Annotated in this window: 26 protein-coding genes; 18 read left to right on the forward strand and 8 right to left on the reverse strand. The window is 64.3% G+C overall.

Translation table 11 applies throughout. The annotated features are described in order from the left end of the window. Positions 1-109 precede the first annotated feature (109 nt). From U4Y90_RS21075 to U4Y90_RS21120, 10 genes are all read left to right on the forward strand, one after another. The gene (locus U4Y90_RS21075; RefSeq protein ID WP_321797396.1) at positions 110-1,375 is read left to right on the forward strand and encodes a formylmethanofuran dehydrogenase; all 1,266 of its coding nucleotides are present in this window, start codon (positions 110-112) and stop codon (positions 1,373-1,375) included. Then, positions 1,372-3,066, forward strand: coding sequence for a formylmethanofuran dehydrogenase subunit A (locus tag U4Y90_RS21080; protein WP_321797398.1), 1,695 nt, complete (start codon positions 1,372-1,374; stop codon positions 3,064-3,066). The genes U4Y90_RS21075 and U4Y90_RS21080 overlap by 4 nt, the downstream gene beginning before the upstream one ends. A gap of 3 nt (positions 3,067-3,069) precedes the next feature. Next, the gene (gene fhcD, locus U4Y90_RS21085; RefSeq protein WP_321797400.1) at positions 3,070-4,011 is read left to right on the forward strand and encodes a formylmethanofuran--tetrahydromethanopterin N-formyltransferase; all 942 of its coding nucleotides are present in this window, start codon (positions 3,070-3,072) and stop codon (positions 4,009-4,011) included. Continuing rightward, positions 4,008-4,838 carry a formylmethanofuran dehydrogenase subunit C gene (locus tag U4Y90_RS21090; protein WP_321797402.1) on the forward strand — a complete coding sequence of 277 codons (831 nt, stop codon included), beginning with the start codon at positions 4,008-4,010 and terminating at the stop codon, positions 4,836-4,838. Before fhcD ends, U4Y90_RS21090 begins: the two co-directional genes overlap by 4 nt. Positions 4,839-4,901: 63 nt before the next feature. Then, positions 4,902-5,477 carry a cytochrome b gene (locus U4Y90_RS21095; RefSeq protein WP_321797404.1) on the forward strand — a complete coding sequence of 192 codons (576 nt, stop codon included), beginning with the start codon at positions 4,902-4,904 and terminating at the stop codon, positions 5,475-5,477. After that, entirely contained in the window at positions 5,474-6,394 is a 921-nt protein-coding gene (gene pqqB, locus U4Y90_RS21100) for a pyrroloquinoline quinone biosynthesis protein PqqB (protein WP_321797406.1), read from the forward strand. The genes U4Y90_RS21095 and pqqB overlap by 4 nt, the downstream gene beginning before the upstream one ends. 32 nt (positions 6,395-6,426) lie before the next feature. Then, positions 6,427-7,173, forward strand: coding sequence for a pyrroloquinoline-quinone synthase PqqC (gene pqqC / locus U4Y90_RS21105; RefSeq protein WP_415749392.1), 747 nt, complete (start codon positions 6,427-6,429; stop codon positions 7,171-7,173). After that, positions 7,170-7,478, forward strand: a complete 309-nt coding sequence (gene pqqD / locus U4Y90_RS21110; protein WP_321797408.1) for a pyrroloquinoline quinone biosynthesis peptide chaperone PqqD — start codon at positions 7,170-7,172, stop codon at positions 7,476-7,478. The genes pqqC and pqqD overlap by 4 nt, the downstream gene beginning before the upstream one ends. 4 nt (positions 7,479-7,482) lie before the next feature. After that, complete coding sequence (pqqE, locus tag U4Y90_RS21115; RefSeq protein WP_321797410.1) at positions 7,483-8,679, forward strand: pyrroloquinoline quinone biosynthesis protein PqqE; 1,197 nt, start codon at positions 7,483-7,485, stop codon at positions 8,677-8,679. Beyond that, complete coding sequence (locus tag U4Y90_RS21120; RefSeq protein ID WP_321797412.1) at positions 8,676-9,350, forward strand: response regulator transcription factor; 675 nt, start codon at positions 8,676-8,678, stop codon at positions 9,348-9,350. The genes pqqE and U4Y90_RS21120 overlap by 4 nt, the downstream gene beginning before the upstream one ends. Here the strand turns inward: U4Y90_RS21120 and U4Y90_RS21125 are convergent. After that, on the reverse strand, positions 9,296-10,300 hold the full coding sequence (locus U4Y90_RS21125; RefSeq protein ID WP_321797413.1) for an ATP-binding protein: 1,005 nt from the start codon (positions 10,298-10,300) through the stop codon (positions 9,296-9,298). The two genes, U4Y90_RS21120 and U4Y90_RS21125, sit on opposite strands and share 55 nt — an antisense overlap. A 175-nt stretch (positions 10,301-10,475) precedes the next feature. Here U4Y90_RS21125 and U4Y90_RS21130 point away from each other — a divergent pair, with 175 nt between their 5' ends. Beyond that, positions 10,476-12,827, forward strand: a complete 2,352-nt coding sequence (locus U4Y90_RS21130) for a TonB-dependent receptor (RefSeq protein ID WP_321797415.1) — start codon at positions 10,476-10,478, stop codon at positions 12,825-12,827. Between the two features lie 56 nt (positions 12,828-12,883). On the opposite strand, the gene U4Y90_RS21135 is transcribed toward U4Y90_RS21130, so the two are convergent. From U4Y90_RS21135 to U4Y90_RS21145, 3 genes are all read right to left on the reverse strand, one after another. Further along, a complete protein-coding gene (locus U4Y90_RS21135; RefSeq protein ID WP_321797416.1) occupies positions 12,884-13,960 on the reverse strand; it encodes a beta-propeller fold lactonase family protein in 1,077 nt (358 codons plus the stop codon). A gap of 162 nt (positions 13,961-14,122) precedes the next feature. Beyond that, the gene (locus U4Y90_RS21140) at positions 14,123-14,650 is read right to left on the reverse strand and encodes a DUF3280 domain-containing protein (RefSeq protein ID WP_321797418.1); all 528 of its coding nucleotides are present in this window, start codon (positions 14,648-14,650) and stop codon (positions 14,123-14,125) included. 79 nt (positions 14,651-14,729) lie between these two features. Beyond that, on the reverse strand, positions 14,730-16,925 hold the full coding sequence (locus U4Y90_RS21145; protein WP_321797609.1) for a SulP family inorganic anion transporter: 2,196 nt from the start codon (positions 16,923-16,925) through the stop codon (positions 14,730-14,732). Positions 16,926-17,192: 267 nt separating this feature from the next. Between U4Y90_RS21145 and U4Y90_RS21150 the strand changes: the two genes are divergently transcribed. The 3 genes from U4Y90_RS21150 to U4Y90_RS21160 all read left to right on the forward strand — a co-directional run bounded on the left by U4Y90_RS21150 (position 17,193) and on the right by U4Y90_RS21160 (position 18,491). After that, complete coding sequence (locus tag U4Y90_RS21150) at positions 17,193-17,516, forward strand: hypothetical protein (protein ID WP_321797420.1); 324 nt, start codon at positions 17,193-17,195, stop codon at positions 17,514-17,516. A gap of 11 nt (positions 17,517-17,527) precedes the next feature. Beyond that, entirely contained in the window at positions 17,528-17,899 is a 372-nt protein-coding gene (locus U4Y90_RS21155) for a VOC family protein (protein WP_321797422.1), read from the forward strand. Positions 17,900-18,242: 343 nt separating this feature from the next. Beyond that, entirely contained in the window at positions 18,243-18,491 is a 249-nt protein-coding gene (locus tag U4Y90_RS21160; protein ID WP_321797424.1) for a hypothetical protein, read from the forward strand. A 34-nt stretch (positions 18,492-18,525) separates the two neighbouring features. Here the strand turns inward: U4Y90_RS21160 and U4Y90_RS21165 are convergent, their stop codons facing one another. After that, positions 18,526-19,119, reverse strand: a complete 594-nt coding sequence (locus tag U4Y90_RS21165) for a J domain-containing protein (protein WP_321797426.1) — start codon at positions 19,117-19,119, stop codon at positions 18,526-18,528. Positions 19,120-19,207: 88 nt separating this feature from the next. Next, the gene (locus U4Y90_RS21170; protein WP_321797427.1) at positions 19,208-19,528 is read right to left on the reverse strand and encodes a hypothetical protein; all 321 of its coding nucleotides are present in this window, start codon (positions 19,526-19,528) and stop codon (positions 19,208-19,210) included. A gap of 101 nt (positions 19,529-19,629) precedes the next feature. Here U4Y90_RS21170 and U4Y90_RS21175 point away from each other — a divergent pair, with 101 nt between their 5' ends. From U4Y90_RS21175 to U4Y90_RS21185, 3 genes are all read left to right on the forward strand, one after another. Next, a complete protein-coding gene (locus U4Y90_RS21175; protein ID WP_321797429.1) occupies positions 19,630-20,178 on the forward strand; it encodes a phosphonate degradation HD-domain oxygenase in 549 nt (182 codons plus the stop codon). A 135-nt stretch (positions 20,179-20,313) separates the two neighbouring features. Then, positions 20,314-21,723 (forward strand): DHA2 family efflux MFS transporter permease subunit, encoded by a 1,410-nt coding sequence (locus U4Y90_RS21180; RefSeq protein ID WP_321797430.1) that lies wholly within the window; start codon positions 20,314-20,316, stop codon positions 21,721-21,723. 116 nt (positions 21,724-21,839) lie between these two features. Then, the gene (locus U4Y90_RS21185) at positions 21,840-22,415 is read left to right on the forward strand and encodes a lytic transglycosylase domain-containing protein (RefSeq protein ID WP_321797432.1); all 576 of its coding nucleotides are present in this window, start codon (positions 21,840-21,842) and stop codon (positions 22,413-22,415) included. 130 nt (positions 22,416-22,545) lie between these two features. Here U4Y90_RS21185 and U4Y90_RS21190 read toward each other — a convergent pair whose 3' ends face one another. After that, entirely contained in the window at positions 22,546-22,896 is a 351-nt protein-coding gene (locus U4Y90_RS21190; protein ID WP_321797434.1) for a hypothetical protein, read from the reverse strand. A gap of 101 nt (positions 22,897-22,997) precedes the next feature. Further along, positions 22,998-23,312, reverse strand: a complete 315-nt coding sequence (locus U4Y90_RS21195) for a hypothetical protein (protein WP_321797436.1) — start codon at positions 23,310-23,312, stop codon at positions 22,998-23,000. 153 nt (positions 23,313-23,465) lie between these two features. Between U4Y90_RS21195 and U4Y90_RS21200 the strand changes: the two genes are divergently transcribed. After that, complete coding sequence (locus U4Y90_RS21200; protein ID WP_415749393.1) at positions 23,466-24,173, forward strand: hypothetical protein; 708 nt, start codon at positions 23,466-23,468, stop codon at positions 24,171-24,173. Positions 24,174-24,194 lie beyond the last annotated feature (21 nt).

A 24,194-nucleotide genomic window follows, 5' to 3' on the forward strand; every position in this document is an offset into this window, starting at 1 on the left:
TGCTAATAGACCACCACGAATACGGGATCCGGCGAAACAAGACCGAGACCGAGACCGAGACCAAGGCCAAAACCCAAAACCGGCATAAACCTTGCTCCAGAGCACGACCATGCACGCTCCCCCACCAACGCTCACCAACGCCCAGGCGGCAGCCGCCACCTCCTGGACCTGCCCCTTCTGCCCTCTGCTATGCGACGACATCACGCTCGCGCCATCCGCCGATCAGCGCCTCGCAGCCCCTCACACCGCCTGCCCGCGCCTAAAAAACTCCCTTGCCCACTTCGATCCGAGCGATGCAAACCGCAAACCCACAATCGACGGGCAAATCACCGATCCAGAATCGGCGCTCTCGCAAGCCGTGGCGATCCTGTCGAACGCGCATCGGCCGCTCTTCGGCGGACTCGCGACCGACGTAGCCGGCGCACGCGCGCTCTATGAACTCGCCGCACAGTGCGGCGCGATTCTCGATCATCTGCACGGCGACACGCTCGCCGACAGCAATCGCGCGCTGCAAGACCGCGGCTCGTTCTTCACGACGCTGTCGGAAATCCGCTCGCGCGCCGATCTCGTCGTCGTGTTCGCGTGCGAGCCGTCGCAGCGCTATCCACGCTTCTTCGAACGCATCGCGGACCCCGGCCGCGACGTCAGCATCGTATTCGTCGGATGCGACGTCGACCAGGCAGCGGCCCCGCACGCCGAATCGATCCTGCAAAACACCGATCCCTTCGATACGCTCGCGCTATGGTCCGCGCTCGTCGAAGGCGGACGCGCGATTCCGACATCCGAGCTCGTCGCGCTCACCGCGCGCATCCGCGCAGCGAAATACACCGCCTTCATCTACGAGCCTTCGACGCTGCCGACGAAGCACGCGGCGCTCGCGATCGAAGCGCTACAGCGCATCGTCAAGGCGATCAACCGCACCGCGCGCGCCGGCGCGCTCGCATTGACCGGCGACGACGGCGCGGCGTCCGTCAATCAGACGATCACGTGGCTGTCGGGCTTGCCGCTGCGCACGCGCATCGCGTACGGCGCAGCGCCCGATCACGACGCGCATCGCTATCGCACCGATACGCTGTTGCAACGCGGCGAAATCGATGCGCTCCTGTGGGTGTCGAGCTTCGCGCCCGAGCCGCTGCCCGCATCGCTCGATGAAAACGTGCCCGCGATCGTCCTCGCCCATCCGGCGACCACGGTGCCCGCGCGCAAGGCGCCGACCGTGTTCATTCCGGTCGCAACGCCGGGCATCGACAGCGGCGGGCACCTGTTTCGCGTCGATACATCGGTGGTCGCGCCGCTCGCCGCCGCGCGCGACTACGCATTGCCGACGCTCGCTTCGATCGCGTCGCAACTCGCGCAGGCGCGGAGGCCGCGATGAGCGTCACGCGCCTGCTAGGCGGCACGCTCTACGATCCGGCGAACGGCATCGACGGCGAGAAGCGCGACATTCATATCCGCGATGGCCGCATCGTCGACCCGGCTTCGAACGAAAGCATCGAGCACGACTTCGACGCCACCGGCATGATCGTGATGGCGGGCGGCATCGACCTGCATTCGCACATCGGCGGCGGCAAGACGAATCTGTCGCGTCTGCTGCTGCCCGAAGATCATCGCGACGATCCGCGCGCCGTGCCCGATCGTCCGAACGAAGGCCGCTACATGCGTCTGCCTTCGTGCGGCGTGTGCACGCCGGGCACGCTCGCCGCCGGCTATCGATATGCGGAAATGGGCTACACGGCCGCGTTCGAGCCGGCGATGATCGCGTCGAACGCGCGCCACGCGCATCTGGAAATGGGCGACACACCGATCATCGATCACGGCGCCTACGTGATGATGGGCAACGACGAGCTCTTCCTGCAAATGCTCGCCGCGAACGAAGACTTCGAACGCGTGCGCGATTACGTCGGCTGGACCATCGATTCGAGCAAGGCGCTCGGCGTGAAAGTCGTGAATCCCGGCGGCATCTCGGCGTTCAAGTTCAATCAGCGCTCGCTCGATCTCGATGAGCGGCACGTGCATTACGGCATCACCCCGCGCGATGTCCTGAAGACCCTCACGCGCGCCCTCACCGAGCTGCGCGTGCCGCATCCGCTTCATGTCCACGCGAGCAATCTCGGCGTGCCGGGCAACATCGAATCGACGATCAGGACGATGGACGCAGCCGACGGCCTGCCCATTCATCTGACGCATATCCAGTTCCACAGCTACGGCACCGAAGGTTCGCGCAAGTTCTCGTCGGGCGCGCGCGCGATCGCCGAAGCGGTGAACGCGCGGCCCAACGTGACGATCGATGTCGGCCAGATCATCTTCGGTCAGACGGTCACCGCATCGGGCGACACGATGATGCAGTTCAAGAACGCACCGATGGCCCGGCCGCGCAAATGGGTGCTCGGCGATATCGAATGCGACGCGGGCTGCGGCGTCGTGCCGTTCAAGTATCGCGAGCAGAGCTTCGTGAACGCACTGCAATGGATCATCGGGCTGGAAATCTTCCTGCTCGTCGACGATCCCTGGCGCGTGTCGATGACCACCGACCATCCGAATGGCGCGCCCTTCACGAGCTATCCGCATCTGATCCGCCTGCTGATGGACAAGTCCTTCCGCGACGAGCAGCTCGACAAGCTTCACGCCGATGCGAAGACGGCCAGCGCGCTCGCCGGCATCGCGCGCGAGTTCTCGCTCTACGACATCGCGATCATCACGCGCGCCGGTCCGGCGAAGTTGCTCGGCCTGAAGGATCGCGGCCATCTCGGCGCGGGCGCGGCGGCGGATATCGCCGTGTATCGCGACGACGCCGATCGCGAACGCATGTTCACGTCGCCCGCTTACGTCTTCAAGGACGGCCGGTTGATCGCGCGCGACGGCACGCTGCTCGCGACGCCCAGCGGCGGCATTCATTACGTGAGCCCCGAATACGACCGCGCGATCGAGAAGCGCGTGCGCGAATACGCGCAGAAACATCTCGCGACGCGCTTCGAGAACATCGCCATCGGCGACGACGAAATCTGCGCATGCTGCAACGGCGGGCGGCTCCTGCCCGTCGCGTGCTTCGCGGCGAGCGGAGGTTGACGCATGCGCATCAACGACACGCAGATCGACGACACCTTCGCCGAAGCCTTCCCGATGAAAGCGACGCGGCTCGTCATCACCGCGCATACCCCGACGTGGGCGCGCCATGCGGCCAGCTCGCTGACGGGCTTCGCGACGTCGGTCATCGATTGCGGCTGCGAGGCGGGCATCGAGCGCGATCTGGCCGGCGATGAAACGCCCGATGGCAGACCGGGCGTCGCGGTGCTGATCTTCGCGATATCGTCGAAGGAACTGGCGAAGCAGATCGCGCGGCGCGTCGGCCAGTGCGTGCTGACCTGCCCGACGACGGCTGTCTACGGCGGCATCGATCCCGCGACCACGCGCGCGCCGCTGTCGGACAATGCGCCGCTCGGCGCTGGCCTGCGTTTCTTCGGCGATGGCTATCAGATATCGAAAATGCTCGATGGCACGCGTTACTGGCGCGTGCCCGTGATGGACGGCGAGTTCGTCTGCGAGGAATTCACCGCGACGGTGAAAGCGGTCGGCGGCGGCAATCTGCTGTTTCTCGCGCGCGATCTCGACAGCGCGCTCCATGCCGCGGAATCCGCCGTCAGCGCGATGCACGCGTTGCCGAATATCATCACGCCGTTTCCCGGCGGCGTCGTGCGTTCGGGATCGAAGATCGGCTCGAAGTATGCGGGCGCGACGGCATCGACGAACGACGCCTTCTGCCCGACGCTCGTCGGTCTGTCGAAGAAAAGCGAACTCACGCCGGACGTCGCGTGCGTGCTGGAAATCGTGATCGACGGTCTCACCGATGCCGACGTCGGCGCGGCGATGACGGCAGGCATCGCCGCCGCGACGAAGATCGGGCGCGCGGGCGGCGTGCTGCGCGTGTCCGCGGGCAACTACGGCGGCAAGCTCGGACCGTATCACTTCAAGCTGCACGAACTGTCGAAGGACATCGACGGGAGCCGCGCATGAACGCGATCACGTTGCGCGTAAAAAATGCGCCGGGCTTTCGTGTCGACGGGTCGAAATTACTTCCTGCGACGCTTGCGGTCATGTCGCGGACAGAGTTGCCGCGAGTCGTACTGCAAGGCGCCGGCGAAACGCTCGCAATCGGCGATCTCTTCGATATCGCCGTGGAGCACACCGACGCGCCCGCGCTCACGATCGAGGGCGACGCGCCGTGGCTCGATCGCATCGGCGCGGGCATGACCGAAGGCACGCTCACCGTGCACGGCAGCGCGGGCGACTATGCGGGCATGAAGATGTCCGGCGGCGGGTTGCATATTCAAGGCGATGCGGGCGCGTTCGCCGCATGCGAGATGCAGGGCGGGCGACTGTCGATTCACGGCGATGCGGGCGATTTCGCCGCCGGCGCGCTGCCCGGCGACATGGAAGGCATGACGGGCGGCACGCTCGCGATTCACGGCAACGCGGGTGCGCGGCTCGCGGACCGCATGCGGCGCGGCACCGTGCTCGTCGCCGGCGATGCGGGCGATTTCGCCGCGTCGCGGCTCGTCGCGGGCTCGGTCTGCATCGGCGCGAAAGTGGGCGCACACTTGGGATACGGCATGCGGCGCGGCACGGTGTTGCTGATGAACATGACCGATGCGCCATCGCGCATTCCACCGACCTTCACCGAAGGCGGCCGCGGCTTCGACGTGTTCTGGCTGCTGTTTTCGCGCATGCTCGCGCGCGAGATCTCGCCCTTTTCACAACTCGCGGGCAAGATGTTGCCGCGACGCTACGCCGGCGACCTCGCAGTGGACGGACGGGGGGAATTGCTGATCGCCAATTCATAGCCGGGCGAGAAAAATGCAGAGTGCATCTTCAGGAACGAAAACCATTTTCACGGGAGACACGCCATGAGCACCGCGCGGACCCAGGCAACGTCGCGCGACGCCAGCATCATCGATGCCGCGAGCGAGCGTTACGCCCGCCCGATGATCGCGTTGCACTGGCTCATCGCGATCGGAATCATCGCGATGCTGTGCATCGGCTTCTATATGGTCGGCCTGCCGCGCGGGCTGCCGTTCAAGTCGGACCTCGTCAATTTCCACAAGTCGCTCGGAATCACCGTTTTCCTGCTGGTGCTGCTCCGCATCCTGGCACGTCTGGCCTATCGCCAGCCGCCTCTGCCGCCGATGCGAACGTGGCAACGCGCCGCCGCGAGCATTACGCAGGCTCTTTTATACGTTGGCATGGTGGCGATGCCGCTCACCGGTTATCTCGGCTCGTCGTTCAACAAGTTCGGCACGAAGTTCTGGGGCATTGCGCTGCCACAATGGGGCTCGGACGACAAGCATCTGCGGGAGATCTTCTTCGGCATTCACGAGTACCTGGCGTGGATCATGGCCGCGTTGATCGTCCTGCATTTTCTCGGCGCGATGAAGCATCAACTGATCGATCGCGACGGTCTCTTGCGGAGGATGCTGCCTTGAAGATTCGCGTGCTCGGCTCATCGGCGGGCGGCGGCTTTCCGCAATGGAACTGCAACTGCCGCAATTGCGACGGCGTGCGGCGCGGCACGATCACGGCGCGCGCGCGCACGCAATCGTCCATTGCCGTTACCGATAACGGCGAGGACTGGCTGCTCGTCAACGCATCGCCGGACATTCTGGCGCAGATCGCGGCGAATCCGGAATTACAGCCCGCGCGTCGCGTGCGCGACACGGGTATCGCCGCTGTCGTGACGATGGATGCGCAGATCGATCACGTTACCGGTCTCCTGATGCTGCGCGAGCGCGGCACGCCGTTGCCGCTCTATACGACCGACGCCGTGTGGCAGGACCTCTCGACGGGCTTTCCGATCACGTCGATTCTTTCGCATTACTGTGGTGTCGAGCACAGGCGCATCGCGCTCGACGGCGCATCGTTTTCCGTGCCAGAACTGCCGCGCGTGACGATCGGCGCGCTGCCTCTGTCGAGCAAGGCGCCGCCTTATTCGCCGCATCGCGATGCGCCGGAAACGGGCGACAACATCGGCCTCGTGTTCACGAATACCACGACAGGCAAGCGCGCTTTCTATGCACCGGGACTGGGCGCGCTCGAGCCGCATGTGCTCGATGCGATGCGCTCGGCGGACTTGCTGCTCGTCGACGGCACCGTATGGACCGACGATGAAATGATCCGCCTCGGCCTCACGAAAAAGACCGGCAAGGACATGGGCCATCTCGCTCAGAGCGGCGCGGGCGGCATGATCGACGTGCTGGATTCGATCGATCGCGCGAGCGTGCGCCGTGTGCTGATCCATATCAACAACACGAATCCGATCCTCATCGAGGACGGACCCGAAAGGCGCATTCTGTCCGAGCACGGCATCGAAGTCGCGCACGACGGCATGACCTTCGAGCTATGACCCTTTCCGCACCAGGCACTGGAGACCGCCCGATGTCCGATCCGATGCTCAACCCGACCACAGGCCCGATCTTCACGAAAGTGAAAGACGACGGCCCCGCGTGGACGCGCGATGAATTCGAGGCGCAGTTGCGCGCGAAGGGCACGGCGTATCACATTCATCATCCGTTCAACGTGAAGATGAACAGCGGCGGCTGTTCGAAGGAGCAGATACGCGGCTGGGTCGCGAACCGCTTCTACTATCAGATCAACATTCCGCTGAAGGATGCGGCGGTGATGTCGAATTGTCCCGATCGCGACACGCGCCGCCGCTGGGTGCTGCGCATTCTCGATCACGACGGTTACGGCGATCAGCCGGGCGGCATCGAGGCATGGGCGCGTCTCGGCGATGCGGTCGGCCTCTCGCGCGACGATCTATGGTCGCTCGCACTCGTGACGCCGGGCGTGCGCTTCGCCGTCGATGCTTATGTGAACTTCGCCCGGCGCGCGCCGTGGCAGGAATCCGTGTGCTCGTCGCTGACGGAAATGTTCGCGCCGCAGATCCACAAGGACCGCCTCGCGACGTGGCCCGAGCACTACCCCTGGATCGAGCCGGAAGGGCTTTCGTATTTCCGCTCGCGCGTGTCGCTGGCGCAGCGCGATGTCGAACACGGGCTCGAAGTGACGCTCGCGCATTTCACGACGCGCCAGGATCAGCAGCGCGCGCTCGATATCCTGCAGTTCAAGCTCGATATCCTCTGGACCATGCTCGATTCGATCGAAAAGGCCTTTGCGCAATGAGCGATACGAACCCGACTCAACGCAGGCAGGAAGCCGTCGAGGCACCGGACGACTCGCTGCGTCCGAAACTGAAACGCCTGTTCCGTCTGCAATGGGAGCCGGCGCAGAACGCGCACGTGCTGCTCTATCCGGAGGGCATGGTGAAGCTCAATCAGAGCGCATCGGAGATTCTTCTGCGCTGCGACGGCACGCGCGATATTCCGGCGCTCGTCGCGGATCTGGAGCAGGCGTTCAACGCGACCGGCCTCGGCGACGACGTGCGGGCGTTCATTGCCGGCGCGCGTGCGCGAGGCTGGCTGGAGTAGCATCATGACCGACTTGTCCGAACCGATTGCGAGGCCCGAGCACGAAGGCGTGCCGATCGCGCCGCCGCTGTGGCTGCTCGCGGAGCTGACGTATCGCTGCCCGCTGCATTGCGTGTTCTGCTACAACCCGGTGAACTACGCCGATCACACGCGCGAGCTCGACACGGATCAATGGATCGACGTGTTGCGTCAGGCGCGCGCGCTGGGCGCGGCGCAACTCGGCTTTTCCGGCGGCGAGCCGCTCTTGCGCGACGATCTCGAAACGCTCGTCGGCGAGGCGCGCAAGCTCGGCTTCTATACGAACCTCATCACGTCGGGCATCGGACTGACGGAGAAGCGCATCGGCGCATTGCAGGACGCCGGACTCGACCACATTCAGCTTTCGTTTCAGGACTCGTCGCAGGAGCTCAACGACTTTCTTTCCAGCACGAAAACCTTCGACTACAAGAAGCGCGTCGCGAGCCTCATCAAGGCACACGGCTTTCCGATGGTGCTCAACTGCGTGCTGCATCGCTATAACCTGCCGCATATCGGACGCATCATCGACATGGCGCTCGCAATGGGCGCCGAGTATCTCGAACTCGCGAACACGCAGTACTACGGCTGGGCGCACACGAATCGCGCGCAACTCATGCCGACCAAAGCGCAACTCGACGACGCGGAAGCCGTGGTCGAGCGCTATCGCAATGAGATCGGCGACAAGTGCAAGATCTTTTTCGTCGTGCCGGATTACTACGAGCGCAGACCCAAGCGCTGCATGAACGGCTGGGGCTCGGTGTTTCTCGGCATCGCGCCGGATGGCGCAGCGCTGCCGTGTCATACGGCGCGCTCGCTGCCGGGCCTCACGTTTCCGAACGTCACCGAGATGCCGATCAGGGACATCTGGTACGAAAGCGATGCGTTCAATCGCTTTCGCGGCTTCGGCTGGATGAAGGAGCCGTGCCGCAGTTGCGACGAGAAGGCGATCGACATGGGCGGCTGCCGCTGCCAGGCCTATCTGTTGACGCAGGATCCCGCGAATGCCGACCCGGTGTGCGACAAGTCTCCGCATCACGAGCGCGTGATCGAAGTGGTGCGCGCGGCATCGGCGAGACAGGAAGTCGAGGCGCAACCCATCATCTTCCGCAACGATGCGAATTCGAAGCGCATCGCGGCGGAGACTTCCGGAAGTGGTTCACAAGAAGGAGAAGACAAGCCATGACCGCCGACATCTCCGTGTTGCTCGTGGACGACCACGCCGTCGTGCGCGAGGGCTACAAGCGTCTGCTCGAACTGAGTCCGGACGTGAACGTCGCGGGCGAAGCGGCCAATGCGGCGGAGGCTTACCAGAAGTTTTGCGCATTGCAGCCCGATGTCGTCGTGATGGATCTCGCCTTGCCCGGCGCGAGCGGCATCGAAGCGATGCGGCGCATGCTGGCGCGCGAGCCGCATGCGCATGTGCTGATCTTCAGCGTGCACGAGGAAGCGATTTTCGTGCGCCGCGCGCTCGATGCCGGTGCGCGCGGTTACGTGACGAAAGCGAGCGCACCCGATGTGCTCGTCGAAGCGGTGCGCGCCGTCGCGCGGCGCGTATCGTATCTGAGTTCCGACGTTTCGCAGGCGCTCGCGCTGCGGGCAAGCATTCAGGAAGGACGCCAGTTATCCGCGCGCGAGTTCGAGGTGCTGCGTCTGCTGGTGCAGGGTTATACGCTGCCGAGCATCGCGGAGAGGCTGGGCTTGAGTCAGAAGACGGTCGCGAATCATCAGTCCGTGATCCGTCAGAAGTTCGGCGCGGATAACGGCGTGCAGCTCGCGCAAATCGCGAACCGGCTGGGGCTTCACTTCGCCGATTTCGCTTCGTCGGCGGTCGCGGGCAACGGCAGCCCCGCCTGAGCCGGCACGCGCGCGCAAAACAGAAAGCCCGCGCCCGGCTCGCTCGCGATCTGAAACGCCCCGCCGAGCGCCTCGACGCGCTCGCGCATACCGATCAGGCCGAGCCCCTTGCGCGGCTTGGCGAGATCGACGCCCGGTCCGTCGTCGGCCATCGTCACGACGATTTCCTGCGGCGCGCGCGCCAGATAAATCTCCACGTGCGCGCTGCGCGCGAACTTCGACACGTTCGTGAGTCCTTCCTGCACGAGCCGGTAAAGCGTGATGTTGAGCGCATCGCTCAATGCGTCGAAGTCGCCATCCACGGCGAGTGTGAACGTCGCGTCGGGCAAGCGCTCGCGCCAGCCGTCGACGCAATGTTCGAGCGCCGTCGGCAAGCCGAATTCATCGAGCCCGATCGGACGCAGCTTGCGGATCATCCCGCCGATCTCGCGATACACATGCGTCGCGCTTTGCATCAGCGCGAGCGACAGCCGATGAATCTCCGCCTCGCGCTGCGCCGACAGATCGCGGATGCGCCCCGCATCGAGCGACATTGCGTTGAGGTATTGCCCGAGCTCGTCGTGCAGCTCGCGCGCGAGATGGCGGCGCTCGGTCTCCTGCGCAGCGATGGCCTGACTCGCGAGCCGGCGATTCTCCGCGAGCAGATGCTCGGCCTGTTCTTCCAGCGCGCGTCGCCGGCGCACTTCCGATTGCGCCTCGCGATAGCGCCGCCACGCGAACCACGCAAAGCCGAGCGCGAGCACGACGAGCGTCGGCGGCAACTCGTCGAGTTGAAAGCGCTCGGCGCTGCGCGTCAGGCGATACGCGTACTCGCTGAAATCGAATCGCGCGAACAGCGCGCCGGCAATGACCGTGATCGCGAGCACGCACGCGAGATCGCGCCACACCGGCGAGCGCAGCGCGCGACGGTCGGCGTCTTTCGCAACAGAGGGCAAGGATTCGGTTGGCATCACGGAATGCATTCTACGCACCGGTTGATCGTGTGGTGAGGCCGGTGGAACGCGATTGGGAACGCTTCCCTGCGCGATCGGGAAAACCTCCCGGTCCACGCGCTCAGTCTTATGCGACGCTTTCATTGAAAGAAACATTCTCGACGCGTGGATCGAAATACAAAAGGAGACGGTCATGAAGAGCATGCAGCGCTTGCCCGCGCCCGCGCATCGGTTCAAACCCCGAGCAGGGCTGCGACTCGTATTCGGCAGCGCATGCGCGAGCATCACCGTGGCCGCCTGGGCGCAGACGCCGCCCGCCGCTACCGCCGAAGCGCCCGAACCCGCGTCAGCGAGCGTCGCGCAGACCGACACGCCGCCGAATACCGAGCTGCCTTCTATCATCGTCGTCGGCACCACGCCGCTCGTCGGCGTCGGCACGCCGCTGGAAAAGGTCCCGGCGAACGTGCAGACGATCAAGGGCAGCGAGATCGACGCGCAGCATTCGCCGACCGTCGCCAACTACCTGGAGAAGAACGTCGTCAGCGTCGACACCAACGATGCGCAGGGCAACCCGTGGCAGACCGACATCAACTATCGCGGCTTCACGGCTTCGCCGCTGCTCGGCACGCCGCAGGGCTTGTCGGTGTTCATGGACGGCGTGCGCATCAACGAGCCGTTCGGCGATGTCGTCAACTGGGATCTGATTCCGCAAGCCGCGATCCAGACGATGCAGATCATTCCCGGTTCGAACCCGACCTTCGGCCTGAACACGCTCGGCGGCGCCGTCGCGGTGACGACCAAGAACGGCCGCAGCAATCCGGGCGGCAATGTCGATCTGAGCTTCGGCTCGTGGGGCCGCAAGGCTGCGCAGATCGAGCAGGGCGGCGTGATCGGCGATCACCTCGACTACTATTTCACCGCGAACGTCACGAACGACAACGGCTGGGCGGATCACAATTCGAGCCGCATCCGCCAGGCGTTCGGCAAGATCCGCTACACCGACGCCGACACGACGATCTCCGTCTCGATGGGCGGCGCGGACAACACGCTGAACGGCTCGCAGACGATTCCGCGCTCGTTCATGGACAACTTCCGTCAGGCCTACACGTTTCCCGACACGAACGAGAATCAGGTCGGCTATCTGACGATCAATGCCGAGCACTACTTCACGCCGAACGTGCAGTTGAGCGGCAATGTGTACTACCGCCACTATCGCAACAAGAACGTGAGCTCGAACGTCAACGACGATTTCGATCCGGACGGCGACGATGCCGCCGAACTCACGCAGGCGTTCAACGATCAGTCGGTGATCGTCACGGACAGCTACGGCGCGAGTCTGCAACTCACGCTCCTCAACAGGCTGTTCGACCATGACAACCAGTTGATCATCGGCGCGGCGGGCGACTTCGCCAATTCGCACTTCACGCAAGCCGAGCAGCCGGCGGAATTCGAAGACAACCGCGCGACCATCGGCACGGGACCGTTCGCGCCGACCACCGACGCGAAGACGCGCAACGAGAACTGGGGCATCTACTTCGAGAATACGTTCTCGTTCAACGAGCAATGGTCGATGACGCTCGCCGGCCGTTACAACTGGGCGAAGGCGACGATCGGCGACGAAAGCGGCGTGCAGCCGCTGCTCGACGGTAACCATACGTTCTCGCGCTTCAATCCGGCGGTGGGCTTCAACTGGAATCCGACGCCCTGGTTCACCGCCTACGCGACGTATAACGAAGGCATGCGCTCGCCGACCGCCATCGAGCTCGCATGCGCGGACCCGAACGCGCCGTGCTCGCTGCCCAACGATTTCATCGCGGACCCGGACCTCAAGCCGGTGATCTCGAAGACGTTCGAGATCGGCGCGCGCGGGCGTGTCGGCAGCCATACGACGTGGAGCGCCGCGGCCTACAGCACGACGCTCGACAACGACATCCAGTTCGTCAGCAGCCAGGGCGCGGCGAGCACGCTCGGTTACTTTCAGAATGTCGGCAAGACGCGGCGCCAAGGCTTCGAGCTCGCGGGACGCACGCAATGGGGACCGGTGGGCGTTGCCGCGAGCTATAGCTATGTGAACGCGACGTATCGCTCGTCGTGGACCGAAAGCAGCGCGAGCAATTCGAGCGCGGATGCCGACGGCAACATCACCGTGCATTCGGGCGATCGCATTCCGGGCATTCCGGCGAACACGGTGAAGATGCGCATCGACTACAACCCGATCGCGCGCTGGAATATCGGCACGAATCTCACGTATCGCAGCAACATCTTCGCGCGCGGCGACGAGAACAATCAGGACGTCAACGGCAGCGTCGCGGGCTATTTCCTGATCGACCTCGACACGACCTACAACGTGACCAAGCAGCTGCAGGTCTATGCGACGGTGAAGAATCTGTTGAACAAGCGCTATGCGAACTTCGCGATTCTCGGCGAGAACTTCTTCAACGGGCCGAACCATACGTTCAACGGCGGCGATACCGTCAACGAGCAGTTTCTGGGCGTAGGCGCGCCGCGCGGTGTGTGGGTGGGGATGCGGTACGCGTGGAAGTGATGCGGCACGCAGCGCGCGTCGATGCCGCCCCGCGGCGGCCGACGCGTCGCTGTCGCTCAACGCCCGACGATCGACCCCGCGCTCGGCGGATACGTGACGATGCCCCACGCGAGCGGCAGATCGCCGATCTGCTTGACCTCCTTGTAATCCGAGCTGTCGAGCACATAGACCGCATTCGAGCGCCCGCACGCGAGCAAGAGCTTCGAGCCGTCCGGCGTGAAGCTGAAGTGCCAGCAGCGCTGACCGACGGGCACGTCCTGCACATGCTCGTAGGTCGAGCCGTCGAACACCTGCAAGGTCTTGTCGCGCGACGCCGCGACCAGGAGCCGTTTGCCCGAAGGATCGAACGAGACGCCGTACGGGCCCGTCTTCGTATCGACGGTCTTCACGGTCTTCAGGGTATTGCCTTCGAGCACGACGAACTTGTTCGCGTTCTCCAGCGTGACGACATATTGCTTGCCATCGGGCGACGCCTTGATGCCGCGCGGACGCGAGCCCTTGTCGAGCTTCACCGTGCGCACCGGCTTGCCCGTTCCGACGCGATACACCGACACCGTGTCGTCGCCCTCGTTGGTCACGAGAATCAGCTTGCCGTCCGGCGAGAACTCGACGCCTTCGGTCTCGTGGCCGCTCTTGACGGAGTGCGTGACCTTCATCGTCTTGAGATCGACGATGGCGATTTCGGCGGGCGGCGAATTGGCGTCGTCGTCGTCTTTTTCCGGCTGACCCGGTTTCGGCGGGCCGCCGCTTTCACCCGGCTCGTACGTCACATACACATAGCCGCCGAACACGCGCACGAACTCGGGATTCTTGCCGATCTTCACGCGCCGCGTGACCTTGCCCGTCGACGTATCGATCTCCGACAGATCGCTCGTCGCCTTGTTCGCCACATACAGACGCGTGCCGTCCTTGTTGAGCGACAGGCCGCGCGGTCCGTCCTTGCCGACATCCCAGGTCTTCGCGAGCGAGAGCTGATCGAGATCGATCACGCCGACGCCGGCGTTCTCGGTCGTCACGTAGGCGGTCGGCGCGGCGGCATGCGCGACATTCGCCGTCAATGCGACTGCGAGCGCGAGCGATGGCGCGATCACCGACGCGCAGGCGATGCGCGCCGGCTTGAATCTGACTTGCATGGTCGTCTCCAGCGGTTTCGATACCGATTGTTCGAGTTCGTGGGCGCACGCACGCGGCGCATCGCACGGCGCGCGTGCCCGGAGGTTCAACTTAGCCCAATCGGCGCGACCCTGGCAACGGCATCGGCCGGGAGAAATTCCCGAATTGCGCCAGGCGCTGTTTCAGCGCGTCGCGGAGGGATCGCTGGCAAGCAGATCGACGAGCGCCTTCGCCCCGCGCTTCCACGACAAATCCGTATTGCCGCGAATATCGACCGAACGTTGAAAGAGCATCGCGCCGCTGCCCGCGTCTTCGACGCGCAGGTTCATGTTGAGGATGAGATTGCTGATCTTCTGCACCCAGCACACACCGACGCGTGACGCGCCGAGCGCTTTCGCCACGCGCAGTTCGCAGCCGTTGCACGCGTTCAGGTCCTGCGTGCTTTTCAGCGTCGCGATGAGATCGCTCGCCTTCGCATTGTCGGCCACGCGAAAGAGCGCGCGATCGCGCAGATCGTCGCGCAACGCGCCGCTCACGATCGCGAGACGCTCGGCCTGAATGCGATTGGTGTCCGCATCGTTGTAGGCGGCGTTGTCGTCGATGAGCGTGCAGTCGAGCATTGCGATCGAGTGCGGCGCGGCTTGCGCGTGCGCGCTCGTCATCGCGATGGCAAGCGCGATCGCGAGCATCGCGCGCAGGATGTGAGTCATGGTAACGGCCTCGACGATGATGATGAGCACCTGCACGCGCAAAAAGCAGATCGCATGCCCGTTCGCGCGAAGCGCGCGATCAGGATGCGGCGCGCAATGCTTCGTCGGCAATCGCGAGCCGCGAGGCCATCATCTTCACGACGAAGCGATGCCACTCCTGCGCGGTCACCGGATCATCGACCTCGAGCTTGCGCAAGCCCGCGAGCGTGAGACGGCGCAGGCGCGCCGGCTCGTCGGCGACCACATCGGCGCTGCGCGGCGCGTGCGTGTACACGGCCATCTCGCCGATGATCGTTCCCGGCCCGAACGAACGCAGGCGCACCGAGCGGCCATCGGCGAGCGGCAACGATACCGTCACGCGCCCTTCCTCGACGATATACAGCGCATCGCCGGCATCGCCGCGTCGAAAGAGCGCCTCGCCCGCGCCGATATCGCAGACGTCGAGGAAGTCGGCCAGTCCTTGCAGCGCGTGCGCGGAGAAATGCGGCGCGAACATCGTGCGGAAATCGCCGGCCGGCGCGCGCGGTTCGAGCGTGTGTGTCGACGTGGCGAGCTGCTGCGCTTCGATCCATTCGAGGCCCGCGTCAAGCGTGTCGAACTCGCGGATGCCGAGCGCGAGCGCGCCGGTGCGCCTGAGCAGCGCGCGCGAGTTGCGCGGCAGCGCGGTCAGCACGAGATCCGCGCCGATCGCCACGCACGCCTGACGCAGCTTCACGAACGCGAGCGACACGGACGCATCCATGCCGTTGGTCCACGCGAAATCGAGCACGACGTAGCGCACCGGACGCGGGCCGTGCGAACGGATGCGCTCGCGGATGCGCTGCAGCATCGAATTCGCCGAGCCGAAAAAGAGAAAGCCTTGCAGGCAGACGCCGCAAATCTGGTCGCCGCGATCGATCAAGAGACGCGTTTCCTCGATGCTGCGCTCGACATTCGATGTGCGTGTGCGGCCGTCGAACTCCATGCGCACGCAGCCGGCGCGGCCATAGAGCAGCGCGAAGGTGACGCAAGCGGCCACCACGCCCGCGACGACGCCCGCGATCACGCCATAGAACGCAATGACCGCGAGGATCAGCGGCACGAGCACATATTCATGCCACGTCAGCTTGCGATAAGCGCCGACGAGCCAATCCACCATCAGGCGCAGTCCCATGTAGATCTGCATGCCGACGAGCACCGGCACCGGAAAGAGCGAGACGAGATCGGGCGAGGCGATCAGCAGCAAGAGGCACGCGAGCGCCGCGAACACGCCCGCGGCGCGGCTGGTCGCGCCGGCGCGCGCGTTGAGTATCGAGCGGTTATACGACTGATAGCCGACCATGCCGCCGAAGAGACCGCTCGCGATATTCGCGAGACCCGCGGCGCGCATCTCGCGATTGAGATCGATGTCCTGTCCGGTGGCCGCGCCCATCGCGGTCGAATTCATGATGATCGTGATCGCCGACACGGACGTGACGATGAGCGTCTCGGGCAAGTGCGCGACGATCGCGTGCCAGTCGATCTCGCCGCGCGCGAGCGACGACGGCAGATGCAGCTCGGGAATGTGCAGCGCGTGCGCCGGCACGTGCTGAAGCAGCAGGCCCATGTCGCGCGCCTCCTCGGGCGAAATGCCGGCGACGCGCAGCAGCACGTAGAACAGCGCGATTCCGATGGCGAGCGTGATCGGCAACGCCGCCGCATGCCGCCAGGTGCGCGCGAGAATCGTCGCCAGCGCGCCGACGAAAAGCGCGGGCGCCCATGCGAGCCAGTGCAGTTGCGCGAGCTTCGGCAACGTGTGCCAGTCGAGCGCGACGCCCGTCAGCACGCGAAACGCGCCCGCGATCAGCAGATAGCCGGTGCCCGCGAGAAAGCCGCCCATCACCGGATAGGGCAGGAATTGCAGCGTGCGGCTGCGTTTCGATGAACCGATCGCGAAGAGAATGAGCCCCGTCACGAGCGAGCACAGCGCGATGGCGACGAGCACCGTCAACAGAATGACCGTGGGCGTGCCGCCATTCGCGCGCACGCTGCTCGCGACGCCGGCCGCGACGCCGACGAGAAACGCCGTCGCGTTGCTGTCCGGCCCGCCGATGTTCATGCGCATCGAACTCGTCAGCGCGATGACGAACGCGGTCACGATGCAGCTCACGAGCGCGGTGGGCACGCCGAGTTCGGCATAGCGTGCAAGGTCGGCGCTGAAGATGAGCGTGCCGAGGCTCATCGCGTAGCACAGCATCATGAGCGTGGACACGGTGCCCGCGGTCACGTCGCCGACGAGCGCGGCCGCGCGCGGCATGGCGCGCGCGAGAATCGTGCGATGTGTCGTGGCTGGCTTCACGGCGCCTCCCGATCCGGGAAAACGGCAGACATGTACGCTCGAACACGATGTGCGCCGAAAAGTATCCGCCGCGTGAGAAGACGCTGTCAATTTCCGGCGACACGCGTTCGCATTCGTCGACGGGATCGGCTCTTTCCTCTGACATGAGCGTGCATCGCGGTGGATTCATCGCGCCAACAGGAGTAACGTTGACTCGCGAGCGAACAGTACACCAAGGAGGCGATCATGCCCGACGATCCCGCTCAGTGGCACGTCTTCAGCTACGAAGGTTTCGAGATCCACGTACAGCCGCAACCGAAGCCGACACCGGAACACGCGCCGCCGAGCGCGGTTGCGCGCTACGTGTATATCGGACATGTGTGCAGACCCGGCGCGAACGCGAACGTACCGGGCGAAGCGGTGCACTTTCACGCCGACGGCGACGACGCCTACAAAAGCGCGCAGGACGCCGTGGACGATGCGCGGCATATCGGCAAGAGCATCGTCGATGGCACGCATCCGGATCTCTCGGTGCTGTCGCTCGTGTCGCATCAGCATCATCCGGGATGACCAGCCAACGCATGGAAGGATCAGCGCACGAGGCGCACGTCGAAAGCCTGAGCGCGATCACGCTCGCGACGCACGACATGCCGCGCGCGGTGCGCTTCTATGAAACGCTCGGCTTTCGTATCGTGCATGGCGGCGCGCACGAAGCCTTCACTTCGTTCGCGCTCGGCAGTTCCTTTCTCAATCTTACCGGCGAGACGCACGGCCCGATTCAATTCTGGGGTCGCGTCATCATCTACGTGTCCGACGTGGACGCGTTCTATCGGAAAGCGCTGGCGCACGGCATCGAGCCGCAATTCGCGCCGCGCGATGCGCCCTGGAACGAGCGCTATTTCCACCTCACCGATCCCGACGGCCACGAACTGAGCTTCGCGCGCCCGCTTTGATTCGCACGGCACAGGCACGACGTTCGCTTGTATCGCAAGTGACGGGTAGCGTACGCATCGGCCATTTCATATGACCGATCGCGCACATACCCTCGCATCACGTTGCACGACGATGAGTTCAACGGCACTACGCGTCTTTCATGAACGAGGCATGGTGAAAGGTGCGTAAAAGTGTGTTGTTGCTATTTCGCAAAAACGGGCACGGCTCAGGATTTGAAGCGTAGAGTTCAAGTGCTTTGTCAAGAACGTGGTGCGTCGCGGCAGGGGTTTCACTGATTGGGCTTCAATCCTCGGCGAGTTCGGCCGTTATCCCGATCATGAATGTCGCGTGCTGGAGACTGAAATGAAATGCGCGAACGAGCGGTCCCTGCGTTATCAGGTTGAAAAATGGCTCGCACCGGGCAGCGTGCCGGTGCATGTGAGGCAATTCAGCCGAACGCGCGCCGACAGGCGCCGATATGTCTGCGTGGAAGCGTTGCACGGCGCGGCATCGCGAGCGCTGTTCTTCTTCCGTCACGACGACGGACACTGGTGCGTCTATCCGCCCGCACCGAAGCAAAGCAACATGCGCGGCGAAAGACTGGCGGCCTGAAGCGGCTTTATCTCGCCCCCCGCGCGGCGAACAATCAGAACCGCAGATTGTTGAGGAACTGAAACCACATCGCGCCGAGCGGATTCGCCGCATCGGCGGAAGCGGATTCCTTCACCTTCTCCTCTTCTCGGTTCGTGACGGGCTCTTCCGCTCGCTCCTCTCTCTTTTCCCTGGCTTGACGCGACTCATGCAGCGCGATCGCGCTGTCCGCGATCTGCCGCGCGGCGGGCTCGTCGCACTGCGCGCCGAGCAGCACGCCGAACACGACGTCGCGATTATGGCCTTGCGATGCGAAACGCATCGCGAGCGATACACGCTGCGCATAGAGCGCCTCGCGGGCCTCGCGCTCCTTCGCTTCGCGCGCCTCGCGCTCGGCTTCTTCCTGACGCATGCGCTCTTCCCAACGACGCATCTCTTCGGTGTAGATGCGGTCGTACACCTCGCGCTGCGCGGGGTCGGAAAGTATGGCGTAGGCCTCTTTGATCTCCAGGAATTTCGCGCGGGCGGCGTCTTCGTTGCCTGCGTTGCGGTCCGGGTGGCAGCGCATCGCCGCTTTGCGATACGCGCGTTTGATTTCTTCTACAGTGGCGTGCTCGTCCACGCCGAGCGTTTCGTATAGCGTTGCCATCTTCCGTTCGGTGGATGCGGGTCGTCGATCATCGTAACACGCGAAAAACGGGGTCTTTTCGTCAGATGCGGCATTGCAACACGAATGACTAGCGGCCAGTAATCGCGCGTGCGGCCGCCGTGCCCAGCGCGTCGAATATGGCACGCGCGGGCTTCAGATAGCGAGAAATATGAAGCCGGATATTGATCACGCCAACCACGAAAATCGCGAGTGTGACGAGCACATAAGCGCGCCGCTCCGGCACGACCTGATAGCGCGTATGCAGCAGCACGAAGACGATCCACACGAACGCCGGCGCGTGCAGCGTCCAGTGCCGTTGCGCGAAATGCCACGCGATGCGGCGCACGTCGCGTCGCGATGCGCGATCAAGTCCCGCGAGTTCCGGGCGTCGGCTGAACGAGAAAGGCATGGGCGTCGGTTCCTTGTGCGCAGCCATCGTCGCGTCACAAAGCCCTGCGACAATCGCGCGTTTTCCCGTTTCCAGCATACCCGTTCGACCATTTCCTTACGATGGCGCTTTCACTCGACGACATCCGGCATCTCTTCGATAAACACGGCTCGATCGCCTACAGCGGCGAGCCGGTTAGCCAGTTGCAGCATGCGTTGCAGAGCGCGACGCTCGCCGAGGCGGCGGGCGCGAGCCGCGAGCTCATCGTCGCGGCGTTGCTGCATGACCTCGGGCACTTGCTGAACCTGCAGGGCGAGACGCCGAGCAAACGCGGCATCGACGATCTGCACCAATACTTCGCGCTGCCGTTCCTGCGCCCGCTCTTCGCCGACGCCGTGCTCGAACCGATTCGCCTGCACGTCGATGCAAAACGTTGCCTGTGCGCGATCGATGCGTCGTACCACGCGTGCTTGTCGGCGGATTCGGTGCGCAGCCTGCAACTGCAAGGCGGCATATTCGACGATGAGACCGCGCAGGCATTTCTCGCGAAGCCCTACGCGCGCGGCGCCATCGCCTTGCGCCGCTGGGACGACGCAGCGAAGGACGCACATCGCGCGACGCCCGCGCTGGCGCATTTCATCGAGATCGCGGCGAGCGTCGCCATCGGCTAGCGGCGCGCGCGCCCGATCGCGCGTTGCCATCGAAAAACGCCCGGTCGCGTATCGCGCTAGACTGTGCGCCATGCAATCATTCCCACTTCAGCGCGCCTTGCTGCAAGCCTTCGGCGCGCATACGAGCGCCGCATCTTGAAAGGCGGCAACTTCCGCATCACCGCCGCCGTCGTCGCCAGCGCGCTCTTCATGCAGAACATGGACGGGACGATTGTCGCCACCGCCATCCCGACGATGGCCCGCGACCTCGACGTGGACCCCGTTCACCTCTCCAGCGCGATCACCGCGTATCTCGTCGCGCTGACCGTCTTCATTCCCGCGAGCGGCTGGGTCGCCGACCGTTTCGGCGCACGCCGCGTGTTCATGTGGGCGATCGCGACTTTCACGCTCGCGTCCGTCGCGTGCGCCGCCGCGATGAATCTGCCGCAGTTGCTGGCCGCGCGCGTCGTGCAAGGTCTCGGCGGCGCGATGATGGTGCCCGTCGGCCGCCTGATCCTGTTTCGCGGCGTCAAGCGCGAAGAGCTTTTGCAAGCGACCACCTGGCTCACGATGCCCGCGCTCGTCGGTCCGTTGCTCGGGCCGCCGCTCGGCGGCTTTCTCACCGACGCGCTCTCGTGGCGCAGCATTTTCTGGGTCAACGTGCCGGTGGGGATCGTGGGGCTGTTCCTCACGTGGAAGCTGCTGCCGCCGTCGCCGCCCGAAGACCGGACATCGCCGGATCTGCGCGGGATGCTGTTATCGGGCGTTTCGCTCACCCTGTTCATGACCGGCATCGAAAGCGCCGGGCGCGGCGTCCTGCCGGCCGGCATGCCGTGGATCTGCGTCGCGGCCGGCCTGCTGCTCTTGCGCGTGACGGTGCTGCATTGCCGCCGCGTCGCGAATCCGGCCATCGACTTCTCGTTGCTGTCGATTCCCACGTTCCACGCCGCCACGGTCGCGGGAAGCCTCTTTCGCGCCGGCGCGGGCGCGCTGCCCTTTCTCGTGCCGCTCACGCTGCAGACCGGCTTCGGCTACAGCGCGACGGCGAGCGGTCTCGTCACGTTCGCGAGCGCGCTCGGCTCGTTCTGCATGCGGCCGATGACTTCGCTCGCGCTGCGGCATTTCTCGGTGCGCACGGTTTTGTGTTCGGGCAGCGTGGTGTTCGCCGCCGTGCTGCTCGTCTGCTCGACGATGTCGCAAGCCTGGCCCGCCGCCGCGATCTTCCTGCTATTGCTGCTGGGCGGACTCGGCCGCTCGCTCAGTTTCGCGACGATGGGCGCGCTCGCCTTCGCCGATGTGCCCAAGCCGCGTCTCGCCGCCGCGACTTCGTTTCAGGGCACCGCGCAGCAGTTGATGAAAGCGGTCGGCGTGACGGTCGCATCCGGCACGGTCCAGGCGACGATGCTCGTTTCCGGCAGCGCGCACACCGAGCGCTGGCAACTGGCGTGCGGTTTCATCGTGACGGCGCTGGTCGTTCTGGCCTCGCTGCCGATGTTCGCGCGCCTCCCGGAAGACGCCGGCGAAGGCATCTCGGCGCCCGCCGCCAAGCGCGCCGAACGCACATGAAACAGCACGTAATTCGTGCCGTTTCCGAAACGAAACATCATATTTAAGACAAGTACATGATCCACAACGGTTTTTTATGTGTCTATAATGCGATTCCGTTTTGATCTGTCCGTCCGATGCGCCGTGTCCTCGTCATTCTTGCCGCCCTTGCTGTCTCGCTGAGCACCGCGCAACTCGCGGCCGCTCAGGAAAACCCGCTCGCCACGAACGATGCGGCCGCGCAAACGCCGGTCCAGTCGGACCCGAAGGCGGAGCAGGCAAGTCACAAGATTTCGGAAATGCTGACGCGCAAATTCGGCGTGGCGCGCGAAAAGGCGCAGACCATCGCGACGGCTGTCATGTCGTCCGCTTCGAAGTATTCGCTGCCTCCGGCGCTCCTGCTCGCCATCATTTCGATCGAATCGCGCTTCAAGGAAACGGCCAGAGGGCCGAACAACGCAACGGGGTTGATGCAGGTGGTGCCGTCGGCGCACAAGCAACTCGTGCGCAACATCGATCTGACGGATCCGGAAGACAACATCGAGACAGGCTCGGCCATCCTGCACGGCTATGTGAAATCCGCTCAGGGCGATGTCGGCGCCGCGCTGAAGAGCTACGGCGGCTCGCGCGCCTACGCTGAAAAGGTCAGCTTGCGCGCCAAGACGTTCGAACCGGCTGCATCCGCTGAAGCGGCATCGGCGAGCGGCCAATAAGCATCCATTTCGCGCCATTCACGGCGCATCAGTTTCCCTTCCAATCGATACCGCACGCCGTCAGGCGGATGCCGCATTCGCGTCCCGATTACGCCGCGGCGATCGCACCCGCACGGGCGCTGGCATCGCATCAATAGGCCTTTTGCGAGCCGCCGCTGTTCGACTTCATGCCGCCCGAGTTCATGTTGCCGTTATTAGGCGCACTGCGTTGCACCGTGCCCTGATCCTGGCCCATGCCGTTGGTCGCGTCGTTGCCCATGCCGCTCTTCACGCCGGTGCCGGCCGAGCCATCCGAGGTGCCGCCCATGCCGGTGCCGCCCATGCCGACGCCACCGCCCTTGCCCGCCGCAGCCGAGCCGTTACCCGACGAGCCATTGCCGCCGGCGCCCATCGATCCGCCCCCGCCCGCCTGCGCATAGACACCGCCGGACAAGCCCAGCATCAGCGCAGAGATCACCAGCTTCTTCGTAGTCGCGTTCATTGCAAGTCTCCAAAGTGTGCGTATCGGTCGTCACGAATCGGATGCAACGACCGTGTCCGCATCGGCGCAAGGGACGTGCCGCGCCTTGTCTGGATCAGCAATCAATAGCACGGGACATACGCGTTACGGTAGTTGTCGTAGCAGTAGCCAGGCGCTTGCGCGGGCTGGGCATAAACGGGCTGGGCATAGGCCGGTTCCGCATATGCGGGTTGTTGATAGACGGGCTGCGCATAAGCCGGCTGGGCATTGGCGACCGATGTCACCAGCGCGCCCAGCACCGCGCCGCCGATCAACGCGCCGACGATCGCCCCGCCATCGCCGCCGCCATGATGACCGCCGCCGTATCCATGCGCCGACGCCTGGCCCGCCGCCGTCAGACTACCGATCATCACCAAGACAAGTGCTGCGCGTTTCATGAGCTTCTCCATTTCCCGTTTGGCCGGGTTCATGGAAGTCATCTTAAGCAGACAGCTAAGAAATAACTGCAGAAGTTGGTAACCGTGCATTTCAACGATTACAAATCGCCCGCAATAACTTCGGATACCGAATTACCCTAAGCGCGGTTACAAATGGAATCGAATTCGCTGAACCGTAACAACTTATCCGTCATCGCCGGTAATGCAGATCGGCTAGCAAACGTGATGCTGGCGCTTTTACCGCACGCCGTTTCAATTGCTAGCCACTGGTTACGGTTTGTCACCAGAAGAACGTCAACGATATCGACGGACCCGGCGTTTTCACCGTCAGCGCGGCGCACTGTGTGCCACGCGTCCTCGAATAAAAGATCAAGGGAGTGTCAAACCATGAAGAAGATCGTCGCTGCTCTCGCATCCGCCATGCTCGTCACCACCGCATTCGCACAGACTGCCTCCACCGATGCCGGCAAAGCGCAATTGAAGGCAAACAACGAAAAAGCCGAGGCTCAGGCGACCGCCAACAAGAAGAAGGCCGAAGCGCAGCACGACGCCGCGAAGGCGCAGGCATCGGCCAACGAGGACAAGGCATCGGCACAAGCCGACGCCAACAAGGAAGCCGCGAAGGTAGCGCAGGCGACCACGCCGGAACAGGCTTCCGACGCTCGCGGTGATGCCGCCAAGGCGCAGGCGAAAGCCAACAAGAAGAAGCACGCTGCACAAACGAAGGCCGACAAGAAGAAGCAGGAAGCAGCGAAAGACGCCAACGTGGCGCAAGCGAAGGCCGACAAGGAAAAAGTCGAAGCACAAAGCGACGCGAACAAGTCGGCCGCCGATGCGAAGGTCGACGCGGCGAAGAAGTAAGGGAGGTCAGCGTCCTCGCAT

It is taken from the genome of Caballeronia sp. J97 (assembly GCF_905220305.1).
Taxonomy (GTDB): Bacteria; Pseudomonadota; Gammaproteobacteria; order Burkholderiales; family Burkholderiaceae; genus Caballeronia.

Coding starts and splice junctions, on each gene's coding strand:
- U4Y90_RS21160 (WP_321797424.1), top strand. CDS start 18,243: ATGAAATGCGCGAACGAGCGGTCCCTGCGTTATCAGGTTGAAAAATGG.
- U4Y90_RS21130 (WP_321797415.1), top strand. CDS start 10,476: ATGAAGAGCATGCAGCGCTTGCCCGCGCCCGCGCATCGGTTCAAACCC.
- U4Y90_RS21120 (WP_321797412.1), top strand. CDS start 8,676: ATGACCGCCGACATCTCCGTGTTGCTCGTGGACGACCACGCCGTCGTG.
- U4Y90_RS21190 (WP_321797434.1), bottom strand. CDS start 22,896: ATGAACGCGACTACGAAGAAGCTGGTGATCTCTGCGCTGATGCTGGGC.
- U4Y90_RS21095 (WP_321797404.1), top strand. CDS start 4,902: ATGAGCACCGCGCGGACCCAGGCAACGTCGCGCGACGCCAGCATCATC.
- fhcD (WP_321797400.1), top strand. CDS start 3,070: ATGCGCATCAACGACACGCAGATCGACGACACCTTCGCCGAAGCCTTC.
- U4Y90_RS21185 (WP_321797432.1), top strand. CDS start 21,840: ATGCGCCGTGTCCTCGTCATTCTTGCCGCCCTTGCTGTCTCGCTGAGC.
- U4Y90_RS21075 (WP_321797396.1), top strand. CDS start 110: ATGCACGCTCCCCCACCAACGCTCACCAACGCCCAGGCGGCAGCCGCC.
- U4Y90_RS21200 (WP_415749393.1), top strand. CDS start 23,466: ATGGAATCGAATTCGCTGAACCGTAACAACTTATCCGTCATCGCCGGT.
- U4Y90_RS21090 (WP_321797402.1), top strand. CDS start 4,008: ATGAACGCGATCACGTTGCGCGTAAAAAATGCGCCGGGCTTTCGTGTC.
- pqqD (WP_321797408.1), top strand. CDS start 7,170: ATGAGCGATACGAACCCGACTCAACGCAGGCAGGAAGCCGTCGAGGCA.
- U4Y90_RS21150 (WP_321797420.1), top strand. CDS start 17,193: ATGCCCGACGATCCCGCTCAGTGGCACGTCTTCAGCTACGAAGGTTTC.
- U4Y90_RS21165 (WP_321797426.1), bottom strand. CDS start 19,119: ATGGCAACGCTATACGAAACGCTCGGCGTGGACGAGCACGCCACTGTA.
- U4Y90_RS21170 (WP_321797427.1), bottom strand. CDS start 19,528: ATGCCTTTCTCGTTCAGCCGACGCCCGGAACTCGCGGGACTTGATCGC.
- pqqC (WP_415749392.1), top strand. CDS start 6,427: ATGTCCGATCCGATGCTCAACCCGACCACAGGCCCGATCTTCACGAAA.
- U4Y90_RS21175 (WP_321797429.1), top strand. CDS start 19,630: ATGGCGCTTTCACTCGACGACATCCGGCATCTCTTCGATAAACACGGC.
- U4Y90_RS21195 (WP_321797436.1), bottom strand. CDS start 23,312: ATGAAACGCGCAGCACTTGTCTTGGTGATGATCGGTAGTCTGACGGCG.
- U4Y90_RS21145 (WP_321797609.1), bottom strand. CDS start 16,925: ATGCCGCGCGCGGCCGCGCTCGTCGGCGACGTGACCGCGGGCACCGTG.
- pqqE (WP_321797410.1), top strand. CDS start 7,483: ATGACCGACTTGTCCGAACCGATTGCGAGGCCCGAGCACGAAGGCGTG.
- U4Y90_RS21155 (WP_321797422.1), top strand. CDS start 17,528: ATGGAAGGATCAGCGCACGAGGCGCACGTCGAAAGCCTGAGCGCGATC.
- U4Y90_RS21125 (WP_321797413.1), bottom strand. CDS start 10,300: ATGCCAACCGAATCCTTGCCCTCTGTTGCGAAAGACGCCGACCGTCGC.
- U4Y90_RS21140 (WP_321797418.1), bottom strand. CDS start 14,650: ATGACTCACATCCTGCGCGCGATGCTCGCGATCGCGCTTGCCATCGCG.
- U4Y90_RS21080 (WP_321797398.1), top strand. CDS start 1,372: ATGAGCGTCACGCGCCTGCTAGGCGGCACGCTCTACGATCCGGCGAAC.
- U4Y90_RS21135 (WP_321797416.1), bottom strand. CDS start 13,960: ATGCAAGTCAGATTCAAGCCGGCGCGCATCGCCTGCGCGTCGGTGATC.